Origin of the sequence: Sporosarcina psychrophila (assembly GCF_001590685.1) — a bacterium.
Classification (GTDB): Bacteria; Bacillota; Bacilli; order Bacillales_A; family Planococcaceae; genus Sporosarcina; species Sporosarcina psychrophila.
This window is the reverse complement of record NZ_CP014616.1, coordinates 3,313,116-3,335,651: the sequence shown is the minus strand read 5'-3', so window position 1 is coordinate 3,335,651 and position 22,536 is coordinate 3,313,116. Positions and strand designations below refer to the sequence as shown.

Below are 22,536 nucleotides of genomic sequence, written 5' to 3'. Positions count from 1 at the left end.
ATCCTAGGCCGGGAGGGTTTTTTATGTCTAGCAACAGGCGCCAGACTCTCGGGTCATAAGTCAGACCAGCTACACGGCAAAGAACGCCGCTTCGCCGATCCGTCTTATGCCTGTCGCGGGCCTACAGGATGTAGGTCACGCAGACGTTGCCACACGATGTGGCGAACTTAGGCTGTGTTCACTTGACGGCGCCTTACGCTTTTCATATAGGAGAATATCCAAGCCAATCGGCTCCTGGAAGGCATTTGACCGAAAGACAGAAGTAAACAAGGAAATGGAGGATGTTGAAATGACGGAAAAAGCAAATATTCTAGATGAACAGGCAATTGGCAGGGCGGTTACCCGAATTGCACACGAAATAATTGAACGCAACAAAGGAATTGACGCTTGTATTCTTGTCGGCATCAAAACACGCGGTGCTTTCTTAGCGAAAAGACTTGCTGAAAAGATTGAACTTATCGAAGGAAAACCGATTAAAGCCGGTGAACTTGATATCACACTATATAGGGATGACCTCACGTTGAAACATAGTAACAATGAACCGCTTGTTCAGCAGGTAGACATCAAGCATGACGTGACAGATATGAAAGTAATTTTGGTAGACGACGTTCTCTATACAGGTAGAACAGTTCGGGCAGCGATGGATGCAGTTATGGACCTTGGAAGACCAGCATCAATCCAACTAGCAGTACTTGTTGACCGTGGTCACCGTGAATTGCCAATACGACCAGACTTCGTCGGTAAAAACATCCCAACTTCAAGTGATGAGCGAGTCGTCGTGAGTGTAGAAGAAACAGATGGCAAAGATAGCGTGTCGATTCATTCTAAATAGTAGCGAAGGTGCCTTATAAGGGGATTCTTTATCTCAACATAATATGAATACAAAATAAAGTAATCCGCACGGGGGGATTGGCAATGGATGAAAAAGTGTTAGATGTGCATGAAAAACCGGCACCAGCTAGGTGGATTATCCTTAGTTTACAACATATGTTTGCCATGTTTGGAGCAACAATATTAGTACCTCAGCTCGTCGGATTAAGTCCGGCAATCGCCCTTCTGACAAGTGGTATTGCAACAATCGTCTTTATCCTTGTTACACGATTCCAAGTGCCGGCGTACTTAGGCTCATCTTTCGCCTTCATTATCCCGATACAAGTCGCAACTCAAACGGGTGGAATTGGCAGTGCGATGATAGGAAGCATGTTTGTGGCACTTGTCTACGGAATTATTTCATTGCTCATTTGGAAAACGGGCTACAATTGGATCATGAAAGTTTTGCCACCGATTGTTGTAGCGCCTGTCATCATCGTAATTGGACTGGCACTTTCACCAACTGCAATCAGCATGGCAAGTACCATCCAAGTTGGAGATGAAAAGGTATATAACCTGCTTCATTTCTCGGCTGCACTTGTTACGCTAGCAGCTGCTATCATCTGCCTCATGTTTTTCAAGGGAATCATTAGCTTAATGCCAATCCTAATCGGCATCATCGTCGGTTACATTTACTCGGCTTTCATCGGGATCTTAGATTTTACAAAAGTTATGGAAGCAAAGTGGTTTGAATTTCCGGAAATGTTAATTCCAGGTGTGGATTATGATTTCGTCATTACACCTACACTGCTCTTTCTTATGGTGCCAATAGCAATTGTCACAATATCGGAGCATATCGGCCATCAACTTGTCCTTGGACGAATCGTTGGAAGAGATTACATAAAAAATCCAGGATTGAACCGCTCATTACTAGGTGATGGACTTGGAACACTCATAAGTGGTCTTGTAGGAGGTCCACCTAAAACGACATACGGTGAAAATATCGGTGTTCTTGCGCTTACTCGAGTTTACAGTGTCTATGTCATTTTAGGAGCTGCTGTTTTCGCCATAGCCTTCTCCTTCTTAGGAAAAGTGATGGCATTGATTGCGACGATTCCGACGGCAGTGCTCGGCGGGGTTTCAATTCTCTTGTTCGGAATTATTGCTTCATCTGGCTTGCGCATGCTCGTGGATCACAAAATTGATTTTGGCAGCCAGCGTAATCTTGTCATCGCCTCAGTCATTCTAGTCATTGGAATCGGGGGGGCGAGCATCGAATTTAGTGATACTTTCCAAATTGAAGGAATGGCCCTAGCGGCAATTATCGGTGTGATACTCAACTTGGTCCTGCCGGGGAGAACAAATGAAAGTCTAGTTGACGAAAAAGAATAGAAAACCTTTTAACACTGTTCCGAGAGTCAGGGAAAGGTTCGTTTGACACCCATTCTGCACAATAAGTGTAGGGTTTGGATTGTCATACCTAACGAGCCTTTCCATTTATCGGGAAGGCTCGTTTTTCAATATGTCTAGGCTTCAGCACCCAGGCTATTAAGCTTTTCAATAAAAGGAGGACAAACCAGATGCAGCATCTTGTTTCGATGAAACACCTGACTGAAGAAGAAATTATGGCAATCCTTGATCGTGCTGATACATTCAAAAAACGTGGAGTCCGAGAATTGCCCGGGAAATATAGTGTCAGTAACTTATTTTTTGAACCGAGTACACGAACGAAAATGAGTTTTGAAATGGCACAACGGAAACTCGGACTTGATGTATTGCCATTCGAATCCAGCTTCTCTAGTACATTAAAAGGAGAAACGCTTTATGACACAGTCAAAACGCTCGAAGCAATAGGTGTCGATGCACTTGTTATCCGTCATCCCGAAGATGGTTACTATGAGCAGTTGATTGGTAGAACGTCAGTTTCTATCATTAATGGAGGAGACGGTTCAGGTCAGCATCCGACTCAATCACTGCTGGATTTATTCACAATTAAAGAAGAGTTTGGTTCATTTCAAGGATTGAACGTACTGATTACAGGGGATATCACACATAGCCGAGTTGCACGGTCCAATGCCGATGCTCTGACGAAGCTTGGCGCAAACGTGACATTCCTTTGCCCGGCTGAATGGGCAGGCGAATTCAACAGTGTGGATTCGTGGGATGAAGTGATTAAAAACAGTGATGTGGTTATGCTGCTACGGGTTCAACATGAAAGACACGAGGCAGAAATAAACTTTGCTGGTGAAAGTTATCATGAAAGATACGGCCTGACAGAAGCCCGCGAGCAGCTAATGAAAGAAAATGCAATCATCATGCATCCCGGACCATTTAACCGAGGTGTGGAAATAGCAGATACCTTAATCGAATGTCCGAAATCACGGATTTTCAAACAAATGGAAAATGGTGTATACATACGGATGGCCGTATTAGAAGCAGTATTGAAAGGGAGGAATTGACATGCAGAAACTTATTCAAGGGGTTCAGATGCTAAACGGTGACGGGGAACTTGTCACAGCAGATGTAAAAGTAACGGGTGATAAAATTACGGAAATCGGTAAGCAGTTACCAGTAGAACACGCTGAAGTAATCGACGGCAAAGGACTTTTACTAGCACCCGGCTTCATAGATGTCCACGTGCATCTTCGTGAACCGGGCGGAGAGCATAAAGAGACAATCGAAAGCGGAACATTGGCAGCAGCAAAAGGCGGTTACACAACTATCTGTGCAATGCCAAATACACGGCCTGTACCGGATACAAAAGAAAATCTGACATTTGTCAATGACTTAATCGCACAGAAGTCCTTAATCCGTGTCCTTCCATACGCATCTATTACAATTCGGGAAGCCGGTAAAGAACGGACGAATCTCGCAGAACTAAAAGAACACGGAGCTTTCGCATTTACGGATGATGGTGTTGGTATACAACAGGCTGGAATGATGTACGAAGCGATGCAGGAAGCAGCTAAAATCGGTATGCCGATTGTTGCACACTGTGAAGATAATACGCTTATCTACGGTGGTGCTATGCATGAAGGCAAACGTAATAAGGAACTGGGACTTCCAGGAATTCCTTCTATAGCAGAATCGGTCCATATCGCTCGGGATATTTTATTAGCTGAAGCGGCAGGCGCTCATTATCATGTTTGCCACGTCAGCACGAAAGAGTCGGTTCGAGTAATCCGTGACGCGAAGAAAGCGGGGGTCCATGTGACTGCTGAAGTAAGTCCGCATCATCTTCTACTGTCGGAAGATGATATTCCAGGCGATGATGCCGATTGGAAAATGAATCCGCCGCTTCGCGGAACAGAAGATCTCGCAGCACTACGCGAAGGATTGCTCGACGGCACACTGGATTTCATAGCAACAGATCACGCACCGCATACTGCGGAAGAGAAAGCAGTCGGTTTTGCAAAAGCACCATTCGGCATTACTGGTTTTGAAACAGCGTTCCCACTCCTTTATACGAACTTTGTTAAAAAAGGAACATGGACATTGCAGCAGCTCATCGATTGGATGACGAAAAAACCAGCGGATGTATTCGGCTTACCATACGGTAAAATTGAAGTTGGAGGCACTGCGGATTTAGTATTACTTGATTTGAACAAAGAAGCAAAAATAGATCGCACAACATTTGTATCTAAAGGTAAGAACACACCATTTGACGGTTTGACATGCACAGGATGGCCAGTTAAAACGATTTTCGGTGGAAAAGTAGTTTGGGAGGATGGACAATGATGAAAAAAAGAATGCTTATTTTAGAAGACGGCACAATTTTTGAAGGAATCGCTTTTGGTTCCGACGAGGCTTCAATCGGTGAAACAGTATTCACAACTGGGATGACGGGCTATCAGGAAACCATTTCCAATCCTTCGGGAGCTGGACAAATCATTGTGATGACCTACCCGCTTATCGGTAACTATGGCATTAACCGAGACGATTACGAATCAATTGAACCAGCAGCAAGCGGCTTAGTCGTTCGTGAACTAGCGGACGAGCCATCGAACTTCCGAAGCGGCATGACGCTTTGCGAACTGTTGACGATGAAGGGCATTCCTGGAATTCAAGGAATCGATACACGTAAACTAACACGGTTGCTACGCGACAAAGGGGCACTAAAAGGGATTTTGACTGCTGCAGGAGAAGAAGTAAACGTGCAAGAAACGGTTGCGCATGTCGCTTCTTACGTCTTACCGACAGATCTTGTTGCACGCGTTTCGACACAAAAACCTTATCCAAGTCCAGGTCGCGGAGAGCGAATCATCCTTATCGACTATGGTATGAAACATGGTATTTTACGTGAATTAAATGAGAGAGATTGTGACGTTATCGTCGTTCCATATAATACAACAACGAAAGAAATTCTTTCTTTATCACCAGATGGCATTGTGTTGTCAAATGGACCGGGCAATCCGATGGATGTTGAAGGTACAGTTGAAGTGATTAAAGAGTTGCTAGGAAAAGCCCCAATGTTCGGGATAGGGCTTGGCCATCAGCTGTTTGCCCTTGCTTGTGGAGCACGCACAGTGAAATTGAAAAATAGTCATATGGGTGGCAATCATCCCGTAAAAGATTTGGCTACAGGTAGGACGGAATTAACTTCACAATGCCATGGCTACTCAGTAGATGAAGAATCACTTGCAGGTACAAATCTTGAAGTGACACACAAAGCACTTAATGACGGCTCAGTTGAAGGTGTGAAAAGCACGAAATACGAAGCTTTTTCTGTACAGTTTCATCCGGAAGCATCACCAGGACCAGAAGATTCGAAACATCTGTTTGACCGATTCATGGATATAATGAAAACAAGCAGCCGAGAGGGGAATTTCAATGCCTAAACGTACAGATATTGAAACTATATTAGTTATCGGGTCAGGCCCGATTGTCATTGGCCAGGCGGCAGAGTTCGACTATGCCGGAACACAAGCGTGTCTTTCGTTGAGAGAAGAAGGCTATCGCGTCATTCTCATTAACTCCAACCCAGCAACCATTATGACGGATACGGAAATTGCAGACAAAGTATACATTGAACCACTTACACTCGAGTTTATTAGCCGCATTATCCGAAAAGAGCGCCCGGATGCACTCCTTCCTACACTGGGTGGTCAAACGGGTCTGAACATGGCGATTGAACTGCACGAATCAGGTATTTTGGATGAACTTGGCGTTGAAATTCTTGGAACAAAGCTCAATGCAATTCACCAAGCGGAAGACCGTGACCTATTTCGCACGCTGATGAATGAACTAGGTGAACCTGTTCCAGATAGCGATATTATCCACAACCTTGAAGAGGCCTATACACTTGTCGAAAGAATCGGTTACCCAGTTATCGTTCGTCCTGCATTTACAATGGGTGGAACTGGCGGAGGAATTTGCTATAACGATAAAGACCTTGATGAAATCGTCACAGGTGGCTTGAAATACAGCCCCGTCACACAATGTCTGTTAGAAAAGTCGATTGCTGGCTACAAGGAAATTGAATATGAAGTGATACGAGATTCAGCGGACAACGCAATTATAGTTTGTAATATGGAAAACGTTGATGCTGTTGGAATCCATACAGGTGATTCAATCGTCGCGGCCCCATGTCAAACGATGACAGACCGAGAAAATCAGATGCTGAGGAATGTGTCATTGAAAATTGTTCGTGCACTGAAAATCGAAGGCGGATGTAATGTCCAACTTGCGCTCGATCCATACAGCTTTAACTATTACATCATTGAAGTGAATCCACGTGTGAGTCGGTCATCTGCACTTGCGTCGAAAGCGACGGGATATCCAATTGCAAAAATCGCTGCAAAAATAGCGGTCGGACTCACGCTTGATGAAATGATGAACCCGGTCACAGGTACAACATATGCTTGTTTCGAACCGACACTCGATTACATCGTGACGAAAATCCCGCGCTGGCCATTTGATAAATTCGAATCTGCTAAACGGAACTTGGGTACACAAATGAAAGCGACAGGCGAAGTAATGGCAATCGGTCGTACATTTGAAGAGTCCATTTTGAAAGCAGTTCGCTCACTTGAAACAGGACAATTTGGCTTATCGTTGAAAAATGGTTCGACAATGACAGACGAATGGATTGAAAAACGTATCCGTCGTGCAGGCGATGAGCGTTTGTTCTTCATCGGCGAAGCATTCCGTAGAGGCGCGACAGTTGAGACGATTCACGAATGGAGTCAAATCGACGCCTTTTTCTTACGCAAGTTCCAGAAAATCGTTCAGTTTGAACTAGTCTTAAAAGCGAATCCGTTTGACTATGAAACGTTGCGTACTGCAAAACGTATGGGCTTCTCTGACGTAACAGTTGCAGAACTATGGAGTACAGATGAGCGTGTGATTTACGATTGGCGAAAAGAGCATGGCCTTATTCCAGTCTATAAAAAGGTGGATACATGTGCAGGCGAATTTGAATCGGATACACCGTACTTTTACGGCACGTATGAAGATGAAAATGAATCCATTAAAACAGAGAAGAAAAGTGTTATCGTTCTAGGTTCTGGCCCGATTCGTATCGGACAGGGCGTCGAGTTCGACTATGCGACGGTCCACTCTGTATGGGCAATTCAAGAAGCTGGTTACGAAGCGATCATCATCAACAACAACCCTGAAACGGTGTCAACAGACTTCTCGATTTCGGACAAATTATACTTTGAACCTCTGACAATCGAAGATGTTATGCACATTGTTGACCTAGAACAGCCTGAAGGCGTTATCGTTCAATTCGGTGGACAAACAGCCATCAACCTAGCGGCTGGCCTCGAAGCGCGCGGCGTGAAAATTTTAGGAACATCTCTAGAAGATATTGACCGTGCGGAAAACCGTAATAAGTTTGAAAGTGCATTGCGTGAAATCGGAATTCCTCAGCCTTTAGGAAAAACAGCTGTTTCAGTACCAGAAGCTGTCGCGATTGCCAATGAAATCGGTTATCCTGTACTCGTTAGACCTTCTTATGTACTTGGTGGACGTGCGATGGAAATTGTCTACCATGAAGAAGAACTTCTTTATTACATGGAGCACGCAGTTGAAGCAAGCCCAGATCATCCTATACTTGTCGATCGCTACCTGACAGGAACTGAAATCGAAGTCGATGGCATATGCGATGGAGAAAATGTATTGATCCCAGGCATTATGGAACATATTGAACGTGCAGGCGTTCACTCGGGTGACTCGATTGCCGTGTTCCCTCCACAAAATTTATCGGCTTCTCAGATGGAGACAATCGCTGATTATACGACACGCCTTGCAAAAGGACTTGGAATTGTAGGTCTTCTCAATATCCAGTTCGTCATCTCAGAAGGGCAAGTCTACGTCATCGAAGTAAATCCACGATCAAGTCGTACGGTTCCATTCTTAAGTAAAATCACGAACATTCCGATGGCAAACATTGCGACAAAAGCCATTCTAGGTCAATCAATTATCGAACAAGGGTATAAAAATGGACTTGCTCAGGCACCATCAGGCGTCTACGTTAAAGTACCAGTCTTCTCATTTGCGAAATTGCGTCGAGTAGATATAACGCTTGGACCTGAAATGAAATCGACCGGAGAAGTAATGGGTAAAGATACTACGCTCGAAAAAGCCTTGTACAAAGGTCTTGTTGCAGCGGGTATGGAAATAAAAGAATACGGCTCCGTGATAATGACTGTTTCTGACAAAGATAAAGAAGAGATGGTCAGCATCGCTAAACGCTTTACAGCTATTGGTTACCGCATTTTAGCGACTGGAGGCACGGCTTCTGTTCTAGAGGACGCAGGTATCCGCGTGAAGACAATCGGTAAAATTGGTTCTGAAGGGCCAACGCTTCTGGATGTTATTCAAAAAGGGGAAGCACAAATTGTTATCAATACACTGACAAAAGGAAAACAACCTGAACGTGACGGCTTTAGAATCCGTCGCGAATCAGTTGAAAATGGCATTCCTTGCTTCACTTCACTTGATACGGCAGATGCAATGCTACGCGTTATCGAATCAATGACATTCCAAACTGAGGAAATGGGGAAAGTGGAGGAAACTATATGATCATCCAAGATCGAATGACGGTTACTTCACAACAGCAGATTGCCCACAATATTTTCGAAATGAAGTTAAACGGTAAGTTGGTCGGGGAAATTACTTCCCCAGGCCAGTTTGTCCATATTCGTGTGGCAGACTCGTTTGAACCACTATTAAGACGTCCAATTTCAATCGCTTCGATTGATCAAGAGGCTGGCGAAATGACCATTATTTATCGCGCGGAAGGTCGGGGGACTACCATCCTTTCACAGAAACGTACTGGCGATGAAGTTGATGTACTTGGTCCGCTAGGGAATGGTTTTCCTGTTGAAGAAACGTCGCAGGGAGAAACGGCCATTTTAATTGGCGGAGGAATCGGTGTACCACCATTGTATGAGCTGTCGAAGCAATTGACGGCGAAGGGCGTGAAATGCACGCATGTCTTAGGATTCCAATCAAAGGATGTCGTGTTTTACGAAGAAGAGTTCAGTAAACTCGGTGAAACACATATCGTAACTGTTGACGGTTCACAAGGAACGGCAGGTTTCGTGACTACTGTCATGGCGGAACTTGGCAATGACTTTGCAACGTATTACAGCTGCGGTCCAATGCCTATGCTTGAAGCGATTGAAAAAATGTACGCAGGGAAAAAAGGCTTTCTGTCATTCGAACAACGGATGGGTTGCGGTATTGGCGCTTGTTTCGCATGTGTTTGTAAAACAAAGGAAGGATCGGAAAAAGCCTATATTAAAGTATGCTCAGATGGTCCAGTATTCCCAGCAGGGGTGGTGGCAATATGAATAGACTATCGATTGAATTACCAGGTTTATCATTAAAGAACCCAATTATGCCTGCGTCCGGTTGTTTCGGATTCGGTAAAGAATATGGCCAACTGTATGATTTGTCACTGCTTGGCGCCATTATGATCAAAGCCACAACACTTGAAACGAGGCTCGGCAATCCGACACCGCGTGTTGCAGAAACGGCATCCGGTATGCTAAATGCAATCGGCCTGCAAAATCCGGGTCTAAAAGGCGTATTGGAAGGCGAGTTGCCTTGGCTTGAACAATTTGATGTGCCAATTATTGCAAACGTTGCCGGTACAGAAACAGCTGACTACGTGGAAGTGGCGAAAGCCGTATCTCAAGCACCAAATGTTAAAGCACTTGAGCTGAATATTTCTTGTCCGAACGTCAAAGCGGGAGGCATTACTTTTGGAACAGATCCTGAAATCGCCAAAGAGCTGACGAGAGCGGTAAAAGAAGTGTCTTCAGTTCCGGTGTATGTCAAACTATCTCCAAATGTCACTGACATCGTGGCAATTGCACAGGCGGTTGAAGCAGGCGGAGCAGATGGCATAACGATGATCAACACACTGATTGGTATGCGTCTTGATCAGAAAACCGGCCGACCCGTTATTGCAAATGGGACAGGCGGCTTGTCTGGTCCTGCTGTTAAACCAGTTGCGATTCGGATGGTCTATGAAGTAAGTAAAGCGGTCAATATTCCGATTATTGGAATGGGTGGCGTGACAGAAACGGCTGACATTATCGACTTTATATCTGCGGGTGCAAGTGCTGTCGCGGTAGGAACAGCGAACTTCGTCAATCCATTTATTTGTCCGCAAATCATTGAACAATTGCCAGCTAAGTTGGACGAGCTTGGCATTCATCATATTTCTGAACTGATAGGGAGGAGTCATCGTCTATGAAAACATCCCCGATTATAGCACTCGATTTTGATTCAGCTGAAAAGATATTCGACTTCCTGCGTGCTTTTGATGGAGACGTCAATGTCAAAGTGGGCATGCAACTTTATTATAAAGCAGGGCCCGCGATTGTGGCTCGGTTAAAAGAACAAGGTTATGATGTATTCCTAGATTTGAAATTGCATGATATTCCAAACACAGTGAAATCTGCGATGGAAGTGCTTGCGGGATTCGGTGTTGACCTTGTGAATGTTCATGCAGCTGGAGGAAAGACAATGATGGAGGCGGCTCTTGAAGGATTGGATAAAGGGACACCAACCGGATTATCACGGCCGTCACTCATCGGTGTTACACAACTGACGTCTACAGACGAGCGTCAAGTTCGTGAAGAGCAGTTGATCGGTGTTGGGCTACAAGAATCTGTCCTTCATTATGCTAAGCTGACGAAAGAAGCGGGTCTTGATGGTGTCGTTTGTTCTGTCCATGAAGCAACTGCGATCGCAGATGTTTGCGGAAAACCCTTCTTCAAAGTGACACCTGGTATACGCCTTGCAGATGGCGGAGCACATGATCAGAAACGGATTGCAACACCTGAAGAAGCGCGTCTAGCAGGTTCGACACATATCGTAGTCGGGCGAGCAATTACGGGGGCAACGGATCCGCGAGCAGCGTACGAACACATTCATGCACGTTGGAAGGGGACGGAATAACAATGGTGAAAAAAGAAGTTGCTGAAATCCTGTTACATGTTGGTGCAGTTGAATTAAGTCCTGAAGAACCGTTTACATGGGCATCAGGCATTGAGTCCCCTATCTACTGCGATAACCGATTGACGATGTCAGATCCGGTTGGACGGAAAAAAATTGCGGAAGGCCTAGCAGGATTCATTCGTGAAAATTATCCTGAAACAACGGTCATAGCTGGTACGGCTACAGCTGGAATCCCTCACGCGGCTTGGGTTGCGGACATTCTTGGATTACCGATGGTGTATATCCGTTCGAAAGCGAAAGAACATGGCCGAAGCCGTCAAATCGAGGGGAAAATACTTGATACTGATAAAGCGGTTATTATCGAAGATTTAATCTCAACGGGCGGTAGTAGCTTAAATGCGGCAGAAGCACTGCGTTCTGAAGGAATTGACGTGACTGGTATTGTTTCTATCTTTACATATGAACTGCAAAGTGCAGATGAAACATTCGCATCTGCAGGACTGACTTACAAAAGCCTGACTGATTTTGGTGCACTTGCTGAAGTCGCGCAAGAAAAAGGGGCCATCAATGAAGAGTCGATGGCTAGTTTACTTGAGTGGCACGGGAAATTGAAGGCTGGTTTGTTGAAATAAACTACAAAAGGGCAAGCGTCTGTTATAAATGAATGCTGCCTAAATGCGGCACTTCCTGTGGCAACAAGGAGGGATGAAGTCCAATCCCTCCCGAACTGCATGACCCATATCCTGTCGACCCCGAGCCTCTAGGCGCTGGAGTTTGGATGTGAAATCTCTATGTTGCAGTTTACTCACAATGCATGATTAAATAGTTTCCTAAGCCAACAAAAAAGCTATTCCACGGTGAAATCCATGTGGAATAGCTTTTTTTAATTATCGTACCCATTAACATTTAACGCGATTAGAACAGCTTGTCGCGAACAGCGCAAACTACAGAAATCATTTATATTTGTTACGGATGAGGAGATTTTGACGTTTAGCAGCTAGTATTGTGTAGGTTGAATGTGCATGACTTACTAAGGCTCCAAAATCCTTCCCTATTAAGGCGGAAAGGATTTTGTCTTTAACTGAATTGATAAAAAGTTTAAAGTAGGGTTAGTGAAGAATTATTGATTCAAGACCCTCTCCGGAGTCGGATCAAACGAAATTATTTTGTGTCTGGTTAGAGAGCTATAAAGTCTTGCGCTGTGGAAACCCTTTAAAAGAAGCGATTCCTCGTCTAGACTTCAGCGCTTTTGTTTCATTGTCGGTTTCTGTATTAGAAAAACCTAAATGCTCCGGAGATACAGAAGAAACCCGAACAACTATAGGGTGGTGTTGGGATTGCTTAACATAAGAGCGTTTCGGTTATTGGTGAAGCTTCTAGAAACTAGTGGTTCTGTCTATCTAAAGGATTTGTCAGAAGAATTTAATGTGAGTACACGAATGATTAAATATGACCTAGAAGATGTGAAAGGTTGGCTCAATACCCGGGAGATAGAGTTATTTTCACAGTCAAATAAAGGGATTTGGATTGATTGTAGTGAGGAAAAACGATTGGCCATCATCCATACCCTGCCGGAAATTGAGAGAAATGATGTCTATCTGAATCAGGAGGCTAGAGTAGGAAAAATGATTTTATATATGCTGGTGAACACTGACTACATAACTGCATCTACTTTTTCCGAGCGGCTTGATGTAAGTAGAAATACATCTTTGAATGATATTAAACAAATAGATGAATTGCTCCAACCTTGGAAAATAGAATTAGAAAGAAAGCACGGAACGGGTTATAAATTAATAGGAGACGAACTATCGCTAAGGTTGCTGTTTGAGCATTTGATCCATGCTGATTTGACAAATAATGAAATCTATAAAATTATGAGTGGCGTAACCTGTCGAGATTTATTAATTGAAGGACCTATGCTATTTGCCGACATACTTCCTTTGTATAAAGTCGTTGAGAAGCAGATGGCTCGGTTATTTGCTTCTCAACCTAAACACGTACTTCATGAATCAGATGTACTAAGGATTTTGTTTAGAATGACAATCTCGATTACTCGAATGAACGCGGGATTTACGATGAAAGACTATCGGATTATAAAGAAAGCTGATTATCCTAATTTAACGGTTCAGCTAATGAAGAAGGTGTATGAACAAATGCAGTATCCTTTGTTTGAAGAGGAATACCGCTATATTACAGGAGATAGGGATAACGCGCTCAATCAAATCGACATCGTCAAGGTCACAAAAGAAATAATCCAATATGTCAGTGATATACAAGGGATTCATTATCATAAGGATCCAAAACTATATAATAATCTTTTTGCTCACCTTTCTCTACGTTTTCAAAAAGGGGAAATCAATTTCACAGAAATTAATCCATTCACCAAAGAATTAAAGAAAAACTATTCAGTTCTATTCTCAACTATCAGAAAAGCGTGTCAAATATACCTTGCGCCTCTAAAAATTTCAGTGCCGGATTCGTTTGTATCGCTAATCGTGCTCCATTTCATTGTCTCTTTTGAAAAGAAGTTTAATCAAAAAGGTAAAATTCGTACTTTATATGTTTGTTCTACTGGAAGAGGAGTGGCGCGTCTTATTAAAAATCGAGTCGAAAGAGAAATTTATGATATTGAAATCGTTAAAAATTGTTCGATTATGGAAGTGGATGAAATTTGCATCCAGCAAAAAGTCGATTTCATTATTAGTGTCTTTCCAATTGAAACAGATCTTCCATTAGTAATTGTGGACCCGCTGCCAAGTAAAAGGGATATCGAAACCATCAAACGTAAGGTGCAGGAGTTACTGCGTTATAAAAACTTTCAATTTAATAACTTGTTGGAAAGTACCGAGGAAACAATCGGTAGTCAAGATACTGAATTCATCAGTCAAGAAATTATCTTAAAGGGTTTTGAGATTAATCAAGAAATCCAGTTAGCTTTTACGGATGAAATAGGAGCTACCAAGAAGCAGGCACTCATGCTGCATATTTTTTTAATGGTCCATCGCTATTATTTCGATAAACAATACGACAATTATTCAAGTTCTAGCAATCATGCTTATGACAACGAGGATATTCAAAAGATCAAAGAAATTTTAGATGTGCATGAGTTGCAAACACACAAAGCTGAAATCATTGCAATCCTGCATTATTTAAAATAGCTGGGGGTGTTTTTGTGCCAGAAGAAATCATCATAAAAAATGGTTATCTCATTGATCCGCAACAAGACACGATCGAAATAAAGGAAATTGCAGTACGAAATGGATTACTCGTGGAGCCACAACATAATAGTTCTGCAAATGTAACATATATCAATGCAGAAGGATGCTATGTTTCACCAGGCTTCATCGATATGCATGTTCATATCTTTACTGGACACACCGAACTTGGGATCGATGCTGATCTAGTGGGCATTGAGCAAGGCGTTACAACAGTAGTCGATGCAGGTAGTGCCGGATATTCAGATTATGCGGCTTTTAAGGAGAAGGTGGTTGAACCGAGTCAAACGAAGGTTCTTTCATTCCTTAATATTGCGAGAAAGGGCTTAACTAGCGGTCTTGCTGAACTTGCAAATATGGAAGATTTAATGAGTATAGAAGAAGCAGAAGAAATTTTTAAAAAGGAACCAAGCATTGTTGGATTGAAGGCAAGAATGAGTGGGAGTGTTGTTAAAAATAGTGGAATTAAACCTCTTCAACATGCGCGTATGCTAGCGGACCGTTTAAGTGTTCCAATCATGGTCCACATTGGGAACCCACCTCCCAATTTACAAGACATTTTCCCTCTCTTAAGTAAAGGAGACATCGTGACACATGCATTTCATGGAAAAAAACATGGGATTATGAATGCAGAAGGTGAACTAATTCCAGAAGCGTTGGATGCTTTAAAGAGGGGCGTATTATTCGATGTCGGACATGGTACCTCTAGCTTTAGCTATGAAACTATGATGAAATTCAGAGAGCAATATGACGATTCGTTTACGACCAGTACCGATATATATATTAAAAACTATCAAAGCCCTGTTTGTAGCTTGATGACTACGATGACCAAGCTATTGGAACTTGGAATCCCTTTAATTGAAGTAGTGAAGTCGGTCACATTGGGAGCAGCAAATGCACTTGGGGCAAGTGATATAGGTACGCTAGCACTAGGAACCAAAGCCGATATTACGATTTTCAAGATTATTAAACAACGAACGATCTTAATAGATTCAGAGGGAGTAGAACTAGAAGCAAAGCAAATACTTAAACCATATATGGTATTGAGAAATGGGAAGGTAGTGTACCATGATGAATCAACAAATTCCAAAAGAGCGCGAGATAATCAATAAAAGTGGGAATTCAGAATTATGTATAGAAGTATTAACTTATTCAAAAAAAGTTTTAACGACTAAAAAAATTATTATGACAGAAACGCAGTGGCTTTCATTTGTTTCACACATTTCCGGTATGGTTTATCGCTCAATAAATATGGAAGCGATTCCAGCGCTTGAAAAAGAAATATTTAGTGAGGTTACACAAGATTCCATTGGAATGGCAAGTGACATTTGCAAACAACTTAGCAATTTGCATGATGATGAAAAGTATCTTTTATCAATCCACTTTGAATCTGCAAAATTAAATTGAAAATAGGGGGAATAAGTTATGAGTGAAATTATTGTTGTGATTGGCGATCGTTTAGGAAAAGGGCAAAATGTAGGAAAAGGCGTGGAGGCTGCAGGGGGCAAGGCAATCGTTATTAGTGGAATGGCTGCCGATATGAAACTGGGCGATATGATGAATGAAGTGAAGGCGGATATGGGTATCTCTTTTTGTGGTAGTGGGGGAGCAGGGGCTATTACGGCGCAGTCAAAATATGGATATTCAGCACGCTATGGCATGCGTTCCGTTGAAGAAGGACTAACAGCATTAAGAGAGGGAAAGACAGTTCTTGGTTTTGGCTTTAATGATTCGGAAGAATTGGGAAGAAGACTTACAGAAGAATTCATAAAACTAAGGAGCTGATTTCATGAAAAAAATTATTGAAACAAAGGTCCGTATTGAGGGCAAAGGGGATTCGAAAGAAAGGGCACTGAATACGGCACTAGGGAATATTCAGAAAAAAGTAATGAAAGACTATAAGGGAAATATGATTATTCGGATTGAGCCTGTAAATGTTGATGTAGTAGAAGCGATGGAAACGTCGTATATTGAGCGCTTTTTATTCGTTTTTGCACCACGCAAAAGAAGTAAATACAGGGTTGTGCTAGATGTAGATGTGGAATTATTCCTGTTGGATGTAGAAGAAATTCGATTTGAAACAGTTGAACAAGGAAACAGTTTGAAGGGTCAAATCATGGGTAATAATTTCTTGAAATAAAGGGGGATAAACTATGGAATTACTTACGATTATTTTTAAGTCTATCATCATTGGAGGATTTGTAGGTTTCGGCGTAGGCGCCGGTGCGGCTCGGATGTTTCACGCTCCCAAATCACAAGGAATGGGCGCATTTCGAACGTTGGGAGAGTTAAATGCTTGTGCAGGGGACGCAGCATCACACTTTTCATTCGGTTTAGGATTCTTCTTTAATGCATGGGCATCTTCTGTAGGCGCTGGTGCATTCACGCAAGACGTCGACCATCGGATTATTCCAAACTGGGCGGCAGCTGTGTTAATGAGAAAAGGAAAACGTCCAGAGGATACACTGCATAATCCAAAGAAAATGGCAATTGCGGGAGCAATTATCGGGGTACTTGTTGTAACATTCTTGAATTCGACGGCCTCTGCAATTCCAGAGTCATTGCAAGCAATTGCGTTAAAAGTATTGGTTCCAGCAGCAAATTTGCTCATCAATCCTGTCATGCCGGTTATCTTCTGGTTGGCAGCTTTGGATTCTGGTAAGCGATCAGGAATCTGGGGAACGATTTTCGGCGGAGCTGCACATATGGTCATGGGAAATGCCGTGCCTGGTGTCGTGCTGGGAATTTTAATCGGAAAAGGCGTAGATGACGGTGGTTGGAATAAAGTTACAAAGACACTTATGGTTTCTGTAATTTTATTGTTTATATTTAGTGGGTTTTTCCGTGGATTCGATATTCAGTTCCTTCAAGGATTTAATCTTGAAGCTCCTGAATGGTTAATCAATCTACACAAACTAATTGGATATGAGGTGAAGTAAGTGGGGGATAACAATGAAATTAATATGAAAAGTTTTTGGTATGCCGATTGGTCATTTCCGATTTTTGTAGCCCTATTGTCATCCGGAGTATTTGCGGGCACCCATATGTACTACGTTTATAAAATTGGGGCGTTTAATGATGTTGCGATTGTTGCGATGCTTGAAGTAGGAATGCAAGGTGGGGGCTATGGTGTAGCGGCAGCATTTGGGGCAAGTTTTCTATTTGCGCGCATTTTGGAGGGTTCGCTTGTTGGGATTTTAGATATAGGTGGTGCAATTCAAACGGGACTTGGAATTGGTGTACCTGCATTACTTCTGGCTTCCGGAATTACCGCACCAATTGAAAATTTTGGGTTAGCTTTGCTTACTGGCGCTATTTTAGGGCTTGCAATCGGGTATGTTGTCATTATGGTTCGTAAACTTACAGTAGGGCAATCTAACTCCACTTTTGGAGCAGATGTCATGATGGGAGCGGGGAATGCTTCAGGAAGATTCTTAGGACCATTGATTATCATTTCCGCTGCATCTGCATCTATTCCAATTGGTGTTGGTGCCGTTGTTGGAGCAGCAATTTTTTACGCGGGAAAGAAGCCTATTGTAGGCGGAGCAATTTTAGGAGCAATGCTTTTAGGGGCATTTTTCCCAATACCATTAGACTGAGGTGAACAAGATGAGTGTTTTTAAGCGATTAGGATTAAAACAAGTTATTAATGCAAGCGGAAAAATGACAGCTCTTGGTGCATCAGCCGTAAGTGAGGAAGTTGCGCAAACACTTAAAGAAGCCTCTCAAGATTATGTAGACATTGATGAAATCATGGAGCTTACAGGGACTGTTATTGCTGAAGTAACAGGTGCTGAGGATGGCTGTCCAACGAGCGGTGCAGCGGCTGGGATTGCGATTAGTACTGCAGCCGTTATCGCGGGTAAAAATTTGACACATATTGAAAGACTACCAAATTCAGATGGGTTGAAAAACCAAGTCATCGTTCAAAAAGGACAGCAAATTCATTTTGGGGCCAGCATTGCACAAATGATCAGTTTGGGCGGCGGGCAGGTGGTTGAAGTCGGTCAAGCAAACAAAGTGGAAGCACAGCATATTGAGGAAGCAATCAATGAAAATACTGCTGCACTGATGTACATTAAATCTCATCATGCTATTCAAAAAGGGATGCAACCAATTGAAACTATGATAGAAATTGCGAAGAAGCATCACATTCCATTTATTATCGATGCTGCAGCTGAAGAGGATTTCAAACTATATATTGCGATGGGTGCAGACATCGTGATATATAGTGGTGGTAAAGCATTGGAAGGGCCAACATCAGGATTCATTTGTGGTAGAAAAGAATTAATGGAAGCATGCCGGAAGCAATATAAAGGAATTGGTCGTCCGATGAAAATTGGAAAAGAAGGAATGGCCGGTTTGATCGTAGCACTTAAGCAATATGCCGATAAAGCTACAGATGTAGAGGGGCAGCTTAGTAGAATGAAGAAACTCTGTAATGATTTAAATGGTGTTTCAGGATTGACATGCTCAGTCAAACAGGATGAAGCAGGAAGGGATATTTACCGTGCAACTATTGAAGTGGATAGTAAAGAAGCGGGCATGGATGCAGAGGATTTGCTACACGCACTCGAGTCTGGAAATCCGGCTATTTTTTTACGCCATCATTATGTGAACATCGGAATATTATCTGTCGATCCAAGACCCTTGCTTAAAGGGCAAGAAGATATCATAGTAAAAACAATCAAACTAGTTCTAGCTCAAGGAGTGGAATAATGTCATTTAAACATCAAGTCGTTTTTAACGTGCTAGCCAAGGATTTGAATAATGCACTGGAGCTTGTGGAAATTGCGGGTGATCGCGTATTAGTAGGAGTCATGGTCAAGAACTTCCCGACAGAAGAGGCTGCTATCGAGTTAGTAAAAGAATTCAAGGATAATAATATCCGTGTTTCAGTGGGATTAGGTGCGGGTGATCCTAATATGTGGAGAAAAGTTGCGAATGTATCTGTGGCAACTTTACCAGATCATATTAACCAAGTATTCCCGGCATCGGGTTATACGCTTGGAAGAATGGAACAAACTACAGAAAATGTTCCCGTGATCAACTCTTTGGTCGAACCAACTGGCATGCCTGGTCAAGTGTATATTTCCACGGGTCCAGCTAGTTCGGCATACCGGGAGAAGGTATCATGTGAACTTGTGGCAGCTATGATTGCTGAGCTCGGGATTCCTTCTATCAAATTATATCCAATCGAAGGTGAAAAGGGTCTTGAGGAATTAGCAGCAATGACGCAAGCAGCAGTAAAAGCGGGCATTAAAATCATTGAACCAACAGGTGGTATTACGTTAGACAACGTCCATGTAATCGTACAAACATGTCTGGACAATGGTGCAGAAACCGTAATTCCACATTTATACACATCTATAATCGATAAAGAAACTGGCGATACCAAACCTTCTGCGATGAAGCAATTGATTGAGATGACTTGGTGACAATGCCGGCATCAATCCGAGTCTCTCTACTATACTGGTCGAGAACACTGAAGAAGCAATCAGAAAATTATTTGATTGACATGGAGAATTGAGAGTTGGATTAATGAAATGAAAAACAGCTATTCCACGTTGGTGAAATCCAAGTGGAATAGCTGTTTTGCTAGTAACCTATATAAGAATATGCAAAAAAATTTAGACTATATATATTGAATTAAAGAATCCCACTAAATTTACTGTGGCGCTCAATAAGGAGAGAGTATTAATTCGGGGGGTGGATTGTAGAACGCTTAGCGCTTTGGGGATGCCTTACAGCTTTGGCGACCCCTTTTCCGCGCCTGCGCTAGGTTGTTCATTATCGAGAGAAATGTGATTTTGAGATGTATATGCCGAGATTATAATGTGATTACTTTTTGATACTAATTCTATTCAAGAAAGACACACTCTAGGTTGCAGATTTCATCGTAGATAATGAAAAGCTCTTTCTCACATAGACAATCTAGCGCAGGCGCGTCTTCGTGGTAGCCGGAGCGATAAGAACAAGGAGGGATACAGTTCAATCCCTCCCAAGTGGTCTTCTTTCTGGCTTATCGCGGGAGGCATCCACAAAGCGTCGAAGCGGTATTAGTGGGAATCCTAATTCATTCCAATTACAAGGGCTTTTTCAGTGGTCTTTCAAAAGCCCTTGTAAAGCGCATACGCCGTATTCATTTGTTCAACATATATGGATTTGTTAATTGCTCCAATCGTTTGGTCAATCGCTCACGCCAATCGTGTGCCAATTCTTGAACGTCCAACACTTTTTTGATGCCTTCAATATCCTTTGGATGATGAAAATAAATCTGGTTCGCAAAAAGGATGGACACTTGTTTTGGATGAGATTCTACTAATGTAATTGTCGAATCTTTTCGTACAGAGCCCTCTTCTAAAACACGACATAAATAACCTGTGAACCCGGTTTCCACCATTCTTTTAAGAAGGGGAGGCATATCGGTTCTCTTTGTAATCGTGCTACATGGAATTCTGCCTTGCGTTATTTGAATAACAGCATCTCCAAGACGGAAAATGTCACCAATATGAACGTTTTGCTCCAACATATTGGTGACTGTTATATTCTCCCCGAAAGCCGAACTTGGTAGGGGCTTGTTAAACTCCTGTTCCCAGAGCGAATAATGCTCATGCGGATAGACACAAACTGCGCGGTCAAGCCCCCCATGATGTCGAAGGTCTGCTACACCATCTCCTCTAAAGCCATCTTTTGTTAAAAAGACCTCCTCAATCGTTTCTTTGCAGATGCCAGTATCCATTTCTTTATCAGTACCATATTTCATTTTTTTCGGTAATCCGATTGATAAGTTTTTTAATTCAGCACTAAAAGTTGTCATTTAGGTATATACCTACTTTCTACAAGGAGTGAAAACAAGTTTAATTGCCCATCTATTCTACAATCAAACCACAGCAAAAATCAGTTGTCAAAACATTTTATGAAAACAGCCCATCGCTAAAAGCAATGGGCTGTTTTTCTGGAATTATTTCTTTAAATCATCAATGGAATTGATATCTTCCATATAGGTTGGTACAGCTAGTCCCTGTTTGACGTTCACCATATTAATACCAACATCTTCGAATTTACCATCAAATTTATCTAGATAGGTTTTATGGGTGATAGGTAACCAAGCAGCAAATGTTGCATCTGCACTTCCATCAGCGATAGCTGAGAACATTGGACCTGGTTCTACCATCGATAATTCGACTTTATAACCCTTATCTTCAAGAACAAGTTTCATCATATTATGACTTGCGATTTCACTATCCCAGGGCGCATAGACGAGCTTGAGGGTATCTCCATCCACGTTAGCCACGCCATCTGTCCACTCTGCTACTTTGTCTTGATTGTCGTCAATCCATGTTTGGGCTGCTTCTTCAGGCTTTACCCCGTCTTCAATCGCGACCATAATTTCGCTCATATCCTCTATGTCCCAGTTGAAGCGTTGGAAAATCGTGTAAGCTTCAGGGAAGTCATCTTTCATTCCCATTCGAGTAATTGAATGAATTTCTTCAGAATCACCATAGACTAGTTTAGGATCCTCTAAATATTTTAAGTCGAATTTTAGAAACATCCAGTGCGGACTCCAAGCTGTTATGATAATTGGTACTTCTTTATCATAAGCTCTTTTCAAAGCAGCTGTCATCGCGGCACCAGAGCCCGAAGTGAGATTCCAATCTGTCAGATCATATTCTTTAAGTGCTCTTGCCGTTAATTCCATATGTCCTGAACCGGGATCAATCCCTGTAATTGTGTGGTCAACAGAGTCACCGGCCGTTGTTTTTGTTCCTGATGTTTGCTCATCGTCGTTTTTTGCATCATCACTGTTGCATGCTGCAAGTCCGAATGCCAAAAGTGCAGCTGTTCCAAATCCAGTTATCTTTTTTAAAAGTGTCATGTTCTTAGTTCCTCCTCAATTTTTCCGATTATCCGGATTAAAAATGAATAGGGCATAAATAAGCACAATGGATATATGTATGAATAGCCAGAAGTGGGGGGCGTTACGCCCTCATTAAAGAAGAATGACAGAGAAAGCAATTCTTTATAAAAGCATAGGATAAAGAATTCGCTAGTATATGGGGAATTTTACTAGAGTCTGATGATGTTTGCT

General features: G+C 42.5%; 21 protein-coding genes. 19 read left to right on the top strand and 2 right to left on the bottom strand.

Annotation, left to right across the window (positions count from 1 at the left end):
- Nucleotides 1-289: 289 nt before the first annotated feature.
- The 19 genes from pyrR to AZE41_RS15840 all read left to right on the top strand — a co-directional run bounded on the left by pyrR (nt 290) and on the right by AZE41_RS15840 (nt 19,882).
- Nucleotides 290-832: a bifunctional pyr operon transcriptional regulator/uracil phosphoribosyltransferase PyrR gene (gene pyrR, locus AZE41_RS15930; RefSeq protein WP_067211431.1), complete on the top strand. Its 543-nt coding sequence runs from the start codon at nt 290-292 to the stop codon at nt 830-832.
- A gap of 83 nt (nt 833-915) precedes the next feature.
- Nucleotides 916-2,202, top strand: coding sequence for a uracil-xanthine permease family protein (locus AZE41_RS15925; RefSeq protein ID WP_067211428.1), 1,287 nt, complete (start codon nt 916-918; stop codon nt 2,200-2,202).
- Nucleotides 2,203-2,390: 188 nt separating this feature from the next.
- Complete coding sequence (locus AZE41_RS15920) at nt 2,391-3,269, top strand: aspartate carbamoyltransferase catalytic subunit (RefSeq protein WP_067211425.1); 879 nt, start codon at nt 2,391-2,393, stop codon at nt 3,267-3,269.
- Nucleotide 3,270: 1 nt separating this feature from the next.
- Nucleotides 3,271-4,548, top strand: a complete 1,278-nt coding sequence (locus AZE41_RS15915) for a dihydroorotase (protein WP_067211416.1) — start codon at nt 3,271-3,273, stop codon at nt 4,546-4,548.
- The gene (locus tag AZE41_RS15910; protein ID WP_067214020.1) at nt 4,548-5,648 is read left to right on the top strand and encodes a carbamoyl phosphate synthase small subunit; all 1,101 of its coding nucleotides are present in this window, start codon (nt 4,548-4,550) and stop codon (nt 5,646-5,648) included. The genes AZE41_RS15915 and AZE41_RS15910 overlap by 1 nt, the downstream gene beginning before the upstream one ends.
- Entirely contained in the window at nt 5,641-8,838 is a 3,198-nt protein-coding gene (gene carB, locus AZE41_RS15905; RefSeq protein WP_067211414.1) for a carbamoyl-phosphate synthase large subunit, read from the top strand. The genes AZE41_RS15910 and carB overlap by 8 nt, the downstream gene beginning before the upstream one ends.
- Entirely contained in the window at nt 8,835-9,611 is a 777-nt protein-coding gene (locus tag AZE41_RS15900; protein ID WP_067211411.1) for a dihydroorotate dehydrogenase electron transfer subunit, read from the top strand. The genes carB and AZE41_RS15900 overlap by 4 nt, the downstream gene beginning before the upstream one ends.
- Complete coding sequence (locus AZE41_RS15895; RefSeq protein ID WP_067211409.1) at nt 9,608-10,522, top strand: dihydroorotate dehydrogenase; 915 nt, start codon at nt 9,608-9,610, stop codon at nt 10,520-10,522. The genes AZE41_RS15900 and AZE41_RS15895 overlap by 4 nt, the downstream gene beginning before the upstream one ends.
- Nucleotides 10,519-11,229 (top strand): orotidine-5'-phosphate decarboxylase, encoded by a 711-nt coding sequence (pyrF, locus tag AZE41_RS15890; RefSeq protein WP_067211406.1) that lies wholly within the window; start codon nt 10,519-10,521, stop codon nt 11,227-11,229. Before AZE41_RS15895 ends, pyrF begins: the two co-directional genes overlap by 4 nt.
- A gap of 2 nt (nt 11,230-11,231) precedes the next feature.
- Nucleotides 11,232-11,861 (top strand): orotate phosphoribosyltransferase, encoded by a 630-nt coding sequence (gene pyrE, locus AZE41_RS15885; RefSeq protein WP_067211403.1) that lies wholly within the window; start codon nt 11,232-11,234, stop codon nt 11,859-11,861.
- Between the two features lie 705 nt (nt 11,862-12,566).
- Nucleotides 12,567-14,387: a BglG family transcription antiterminator gene (locus AZE41_RS15880; protein ID WP_067211400.1), complete on the top strand. Its 1,821-nt coding sequence runs from the start codon at nt 12,567-12,569 to the stop codon at nt 14,385-14,387.
- A gap of 14 nt (nt 14,388-14,401) precedes the next feature.
- A complete protein-coding gene (locus tag AZE41_RS15875) occupies nt 14,402-15,556 on the top strand; it encodes an amidohydrolase/deacetylase family metallohydrolase (protein ID WP_067211398.1) in 1,155 nt (384 codons plus the stop codon).
- Entirely contained in the window at nt 15,513-15,851 is a 339-nt protein-coding gene (locus AZE41_RS15870; protein ID WP_067211395.1) for a PRD domain-containing protein, read from the top strand. The genes AZE41_RS15875 and AZE41_RS15870 overlap by 44 nt, the downstream gene beginning before the upstream one ends.
- 18 nt (nt 15,852-15,869) lie before the next feature.
- The gene (locus tag AZE41_RS15865; protein WP_067211393.1) at nt 15,870-16,229 is read left to right on the top strand and encodes an SFCGS family glycine-rich protein; all 360 of its coding nucleotides are present in this window, start codon (nt 15,870-15,872) and stop codon (nt 16,227-16,229) included.
- A 4-nt stretch (nt 16,230-16,233) separates the two neighbouring features.
- The gene (locus AZE41_RS15860; protein ID WP_082786640.1) at nt 16,234-16,584 is read left to right on the top strand and encodes a DUF4312 family protein; all 351 of its coding nucleotides are present in this window, start codon (nt 16,234-16,236) and stop codon (nt 16,582-16,584) included.
- Between the two features lie 13 nt (nt 16,585-16,597).
- The gene (locus AZE41_RS15855; RefSeq protein WP_067211390.1) at nt 16,598-17,383 is read left to right on the top strand and encodes a DUF4311 domain-containing protein; all 786 of its coding nucleotides are present in this window, start codon (nt 16,598-16,600) and stop codon (nt 17,381-17,383) included.
- A gap of 24 nt (nt 17,384-17,407) precedes the next feature.
- Nucleotides 17,408-18,043 (top strand): DUF4310 family protein, encoded by a 636-nt coding sequence (locus AZE41_RS15850; RefSeq protein WP_067214019.1) that lies wholly within the window; start codon nt 17,408-17,410, stop codon nt 18,041-18,043.
- A 10-nt stretch (nt 18,044-18,053) separates the two neighbouring features.
- On the top strand, nt 18,054-19,163 hold the full coding sequence (locus tag AZE41_RS15845; protein WP_067211387.1) for a DgaE family pyridoxal phosphate-dependent ammonia lyase: 1,110 nt from the start codon (nt 18,054-18,056) through the stop codon (nt 19,161-19,163).
- Nucleotides 19,163-19,882 (top strand): KDGP aldolase, encoded by a 720-nt coding sequence (locus AZE41_RS15840; protein ID WP_067211384.1) that lies wholly within the window; start codon nt 19,163-19,165, stop codon nt 19,880-19,882. The genes AZE41_RS15845 and AZE41_RS15840 overlap by 1 nt, the downstream gene beginning before the upstream one ends.
- A gap of 704 nt (nt 19,883-20,586) precedes the next feature.
- Here AZE41_RS15840 and AZE41_RS15835 read toward each other — a convergent pair.
- Together AZE41_RS15835 and AZE41_RS15830 are read right to left on the bottom strand one after the other, a co-directional pair.
- Nucleotides 20,587-21,264, bottom strand: coding sequence for an MOSC domain-containing protein (locus tag AZE41_RS15835; RefSeq protein WP_067211381.1), 678 nt, complete (start codon nt 21,262-21,264; stop codon nt 20,587-20,589).
- Nucleotides 21,265-21,408: 144 nt separating this feature from the next.
- Nucleotides 21,409-22,323, bottom strand: coding sequence for a glycine betaine ABC transporter substrate-binding protein (locus AZE41_RS15830; protein ID WP_067211378.1), 915 nt, complete (start codon nt 22,321-22,323; stop codon nt 21,409-21,411).
- Nucleotides 22,324-22,536 lie beyond the last annotated feature (213 nt).

What these genes read in the sequence shown, in the direction of transcription:
- pyrR (WP_067211431.1), top strand. Translation starts at nt 290, where the DNA reads ATGACGGAAAAAGCAAATATTCTAGATGAACAGGCAATTGGCAGGGCG.
- AZE41_RS15830 (WP_067211378.1), bottom strand. Translation starts at nt 22,323, where the DNA reads ATGACACTTTTAAAAAAGATAACTGGATTTGGAACAGCTGCACTTTTG.
- AZE41_RS15865 (WP_067211393.1), top strand. Translation starts at nt 15,870, where the DNA reads ATGAGTGAAATTATTGTTGTGATTGGCGATCGTTTAGGAAAAGGGCAA.
- AZE41_RS15910 (WP_067214020.1), top strand. Translation starts at nt 4,548, where the DNA reads ATGAAAAAAAGAATGCTTATTTTAGAAGACGGCACAATTTTTGAAGGA.
- AZE41_RS15850 (WP_067214019.1), top strand. Translation starts at nt 17,408, where the DNA reads ATGAAAAGTTTTTGGTATGCCGATTGGTCATTTCCGATTTTTGTAGCC.
- AZE41_RS15900 (WP_067211411.1), top strand. Translation starts at nt 8,835, where the DNA reads ATGATCATCCAAGATCGAATGACGGTTACTTCACAACAGCAGATTGCC.
- AZE41_RS15840 (WP_067211384.1), top strand. Translation starts at nt 19,163, where the DNA reads ATGTCATTTAAACATCAAGTCGTTTTTAACGTGCTAGCCAAGGATTTG.
- AZE41_RS15920 (WP_067211425.1), top strand. Translation starts at nt 2,391, where the DNA reads ATGCAGCATCTTGTTTCGATGAAACACCTGACTGAAGAAGAAATTATG.
- carB (WP_067211414.1), top strand. Translation starts at nt 5,641, where the DNA reads ATGCCTAAACGTACAGATATTGAAACTATATTAGTTATCGGGTCAGGC.
- pyrE (WP_067211403.1), top strand. Translation starts at nt 11,232, where the DNA reads ATGGTGAAAAAAGAAGTTGCTGAAATCCTGTTACATGTTGGTGCAGTT.
- AZE41_RS15915 (WP_067211416.1), top strand. Translation starts at nt 3,271, where the DNA reads ATGCAGAAACTTATTCAAGGGGTTCAGATGCTAAACGGTGACGGGGAA.
- AZE41_RS15855 (WP_067211390.1), top strand. Translation starts at nt 16,598, where the DNA reads ATGGAATTACTTACGATTATTTTTAAGTCTATCATCATTGGAGGATTT.
- pyrF (WP_067211406.1), top strand. Translation starts at nt 10,519, where the DNA reads ATGAAAACATCCCCGATTATAGCACTCGATTTTGATTCAGCTGAAAAG.
- AZE41_RS15835 (WP_067211381.1), bottom strand. Translation starts at nt 21,264, where the DNA reads ATGACAACTTTTAGTGCTGAATTAAAAAACTTATCAATCGGATTACCG.
- AZE41_RS15870 (WP_067211395.1), top strand. Translation starts at nt 15,513, where the DNA reads ATGATGAATCAACAAATTCCAAAAGAGCGCGAGATAATCAATAAAAGT.
- AZE41_RS15845 (WP_067211387.1), top strand. Translation starts at nt 18,054, where the DNA reads ATGAGTGTTTTTAAGCGATTAGGATTAAAACAAGTTATTAATGCAAGC.
- AZE41_RS15860 (WP_082786640.1), top strand. Translation starts at nt 16,234, where the DNA reads ATGAAAAAAATTATTGAAACAAAGGTCCGTATTGAGGGCAAAGGGGAT.
- AZE41_RS15925 (WP_067211428.1), top strand. Translation starts at nt 916, where the DNA reads ATGGATGAAAAAGTGTTAGATGTGCATGAAAAACCGGCACCAGCTAGG.
- AZE41_RS15895 (WP_067211409.1), top strand. Translation starts at nt 9,608, where the DNA reads ATGAATAGACTATCGATTGAATTACCAGGTTTATCATTAAAGAACCCA.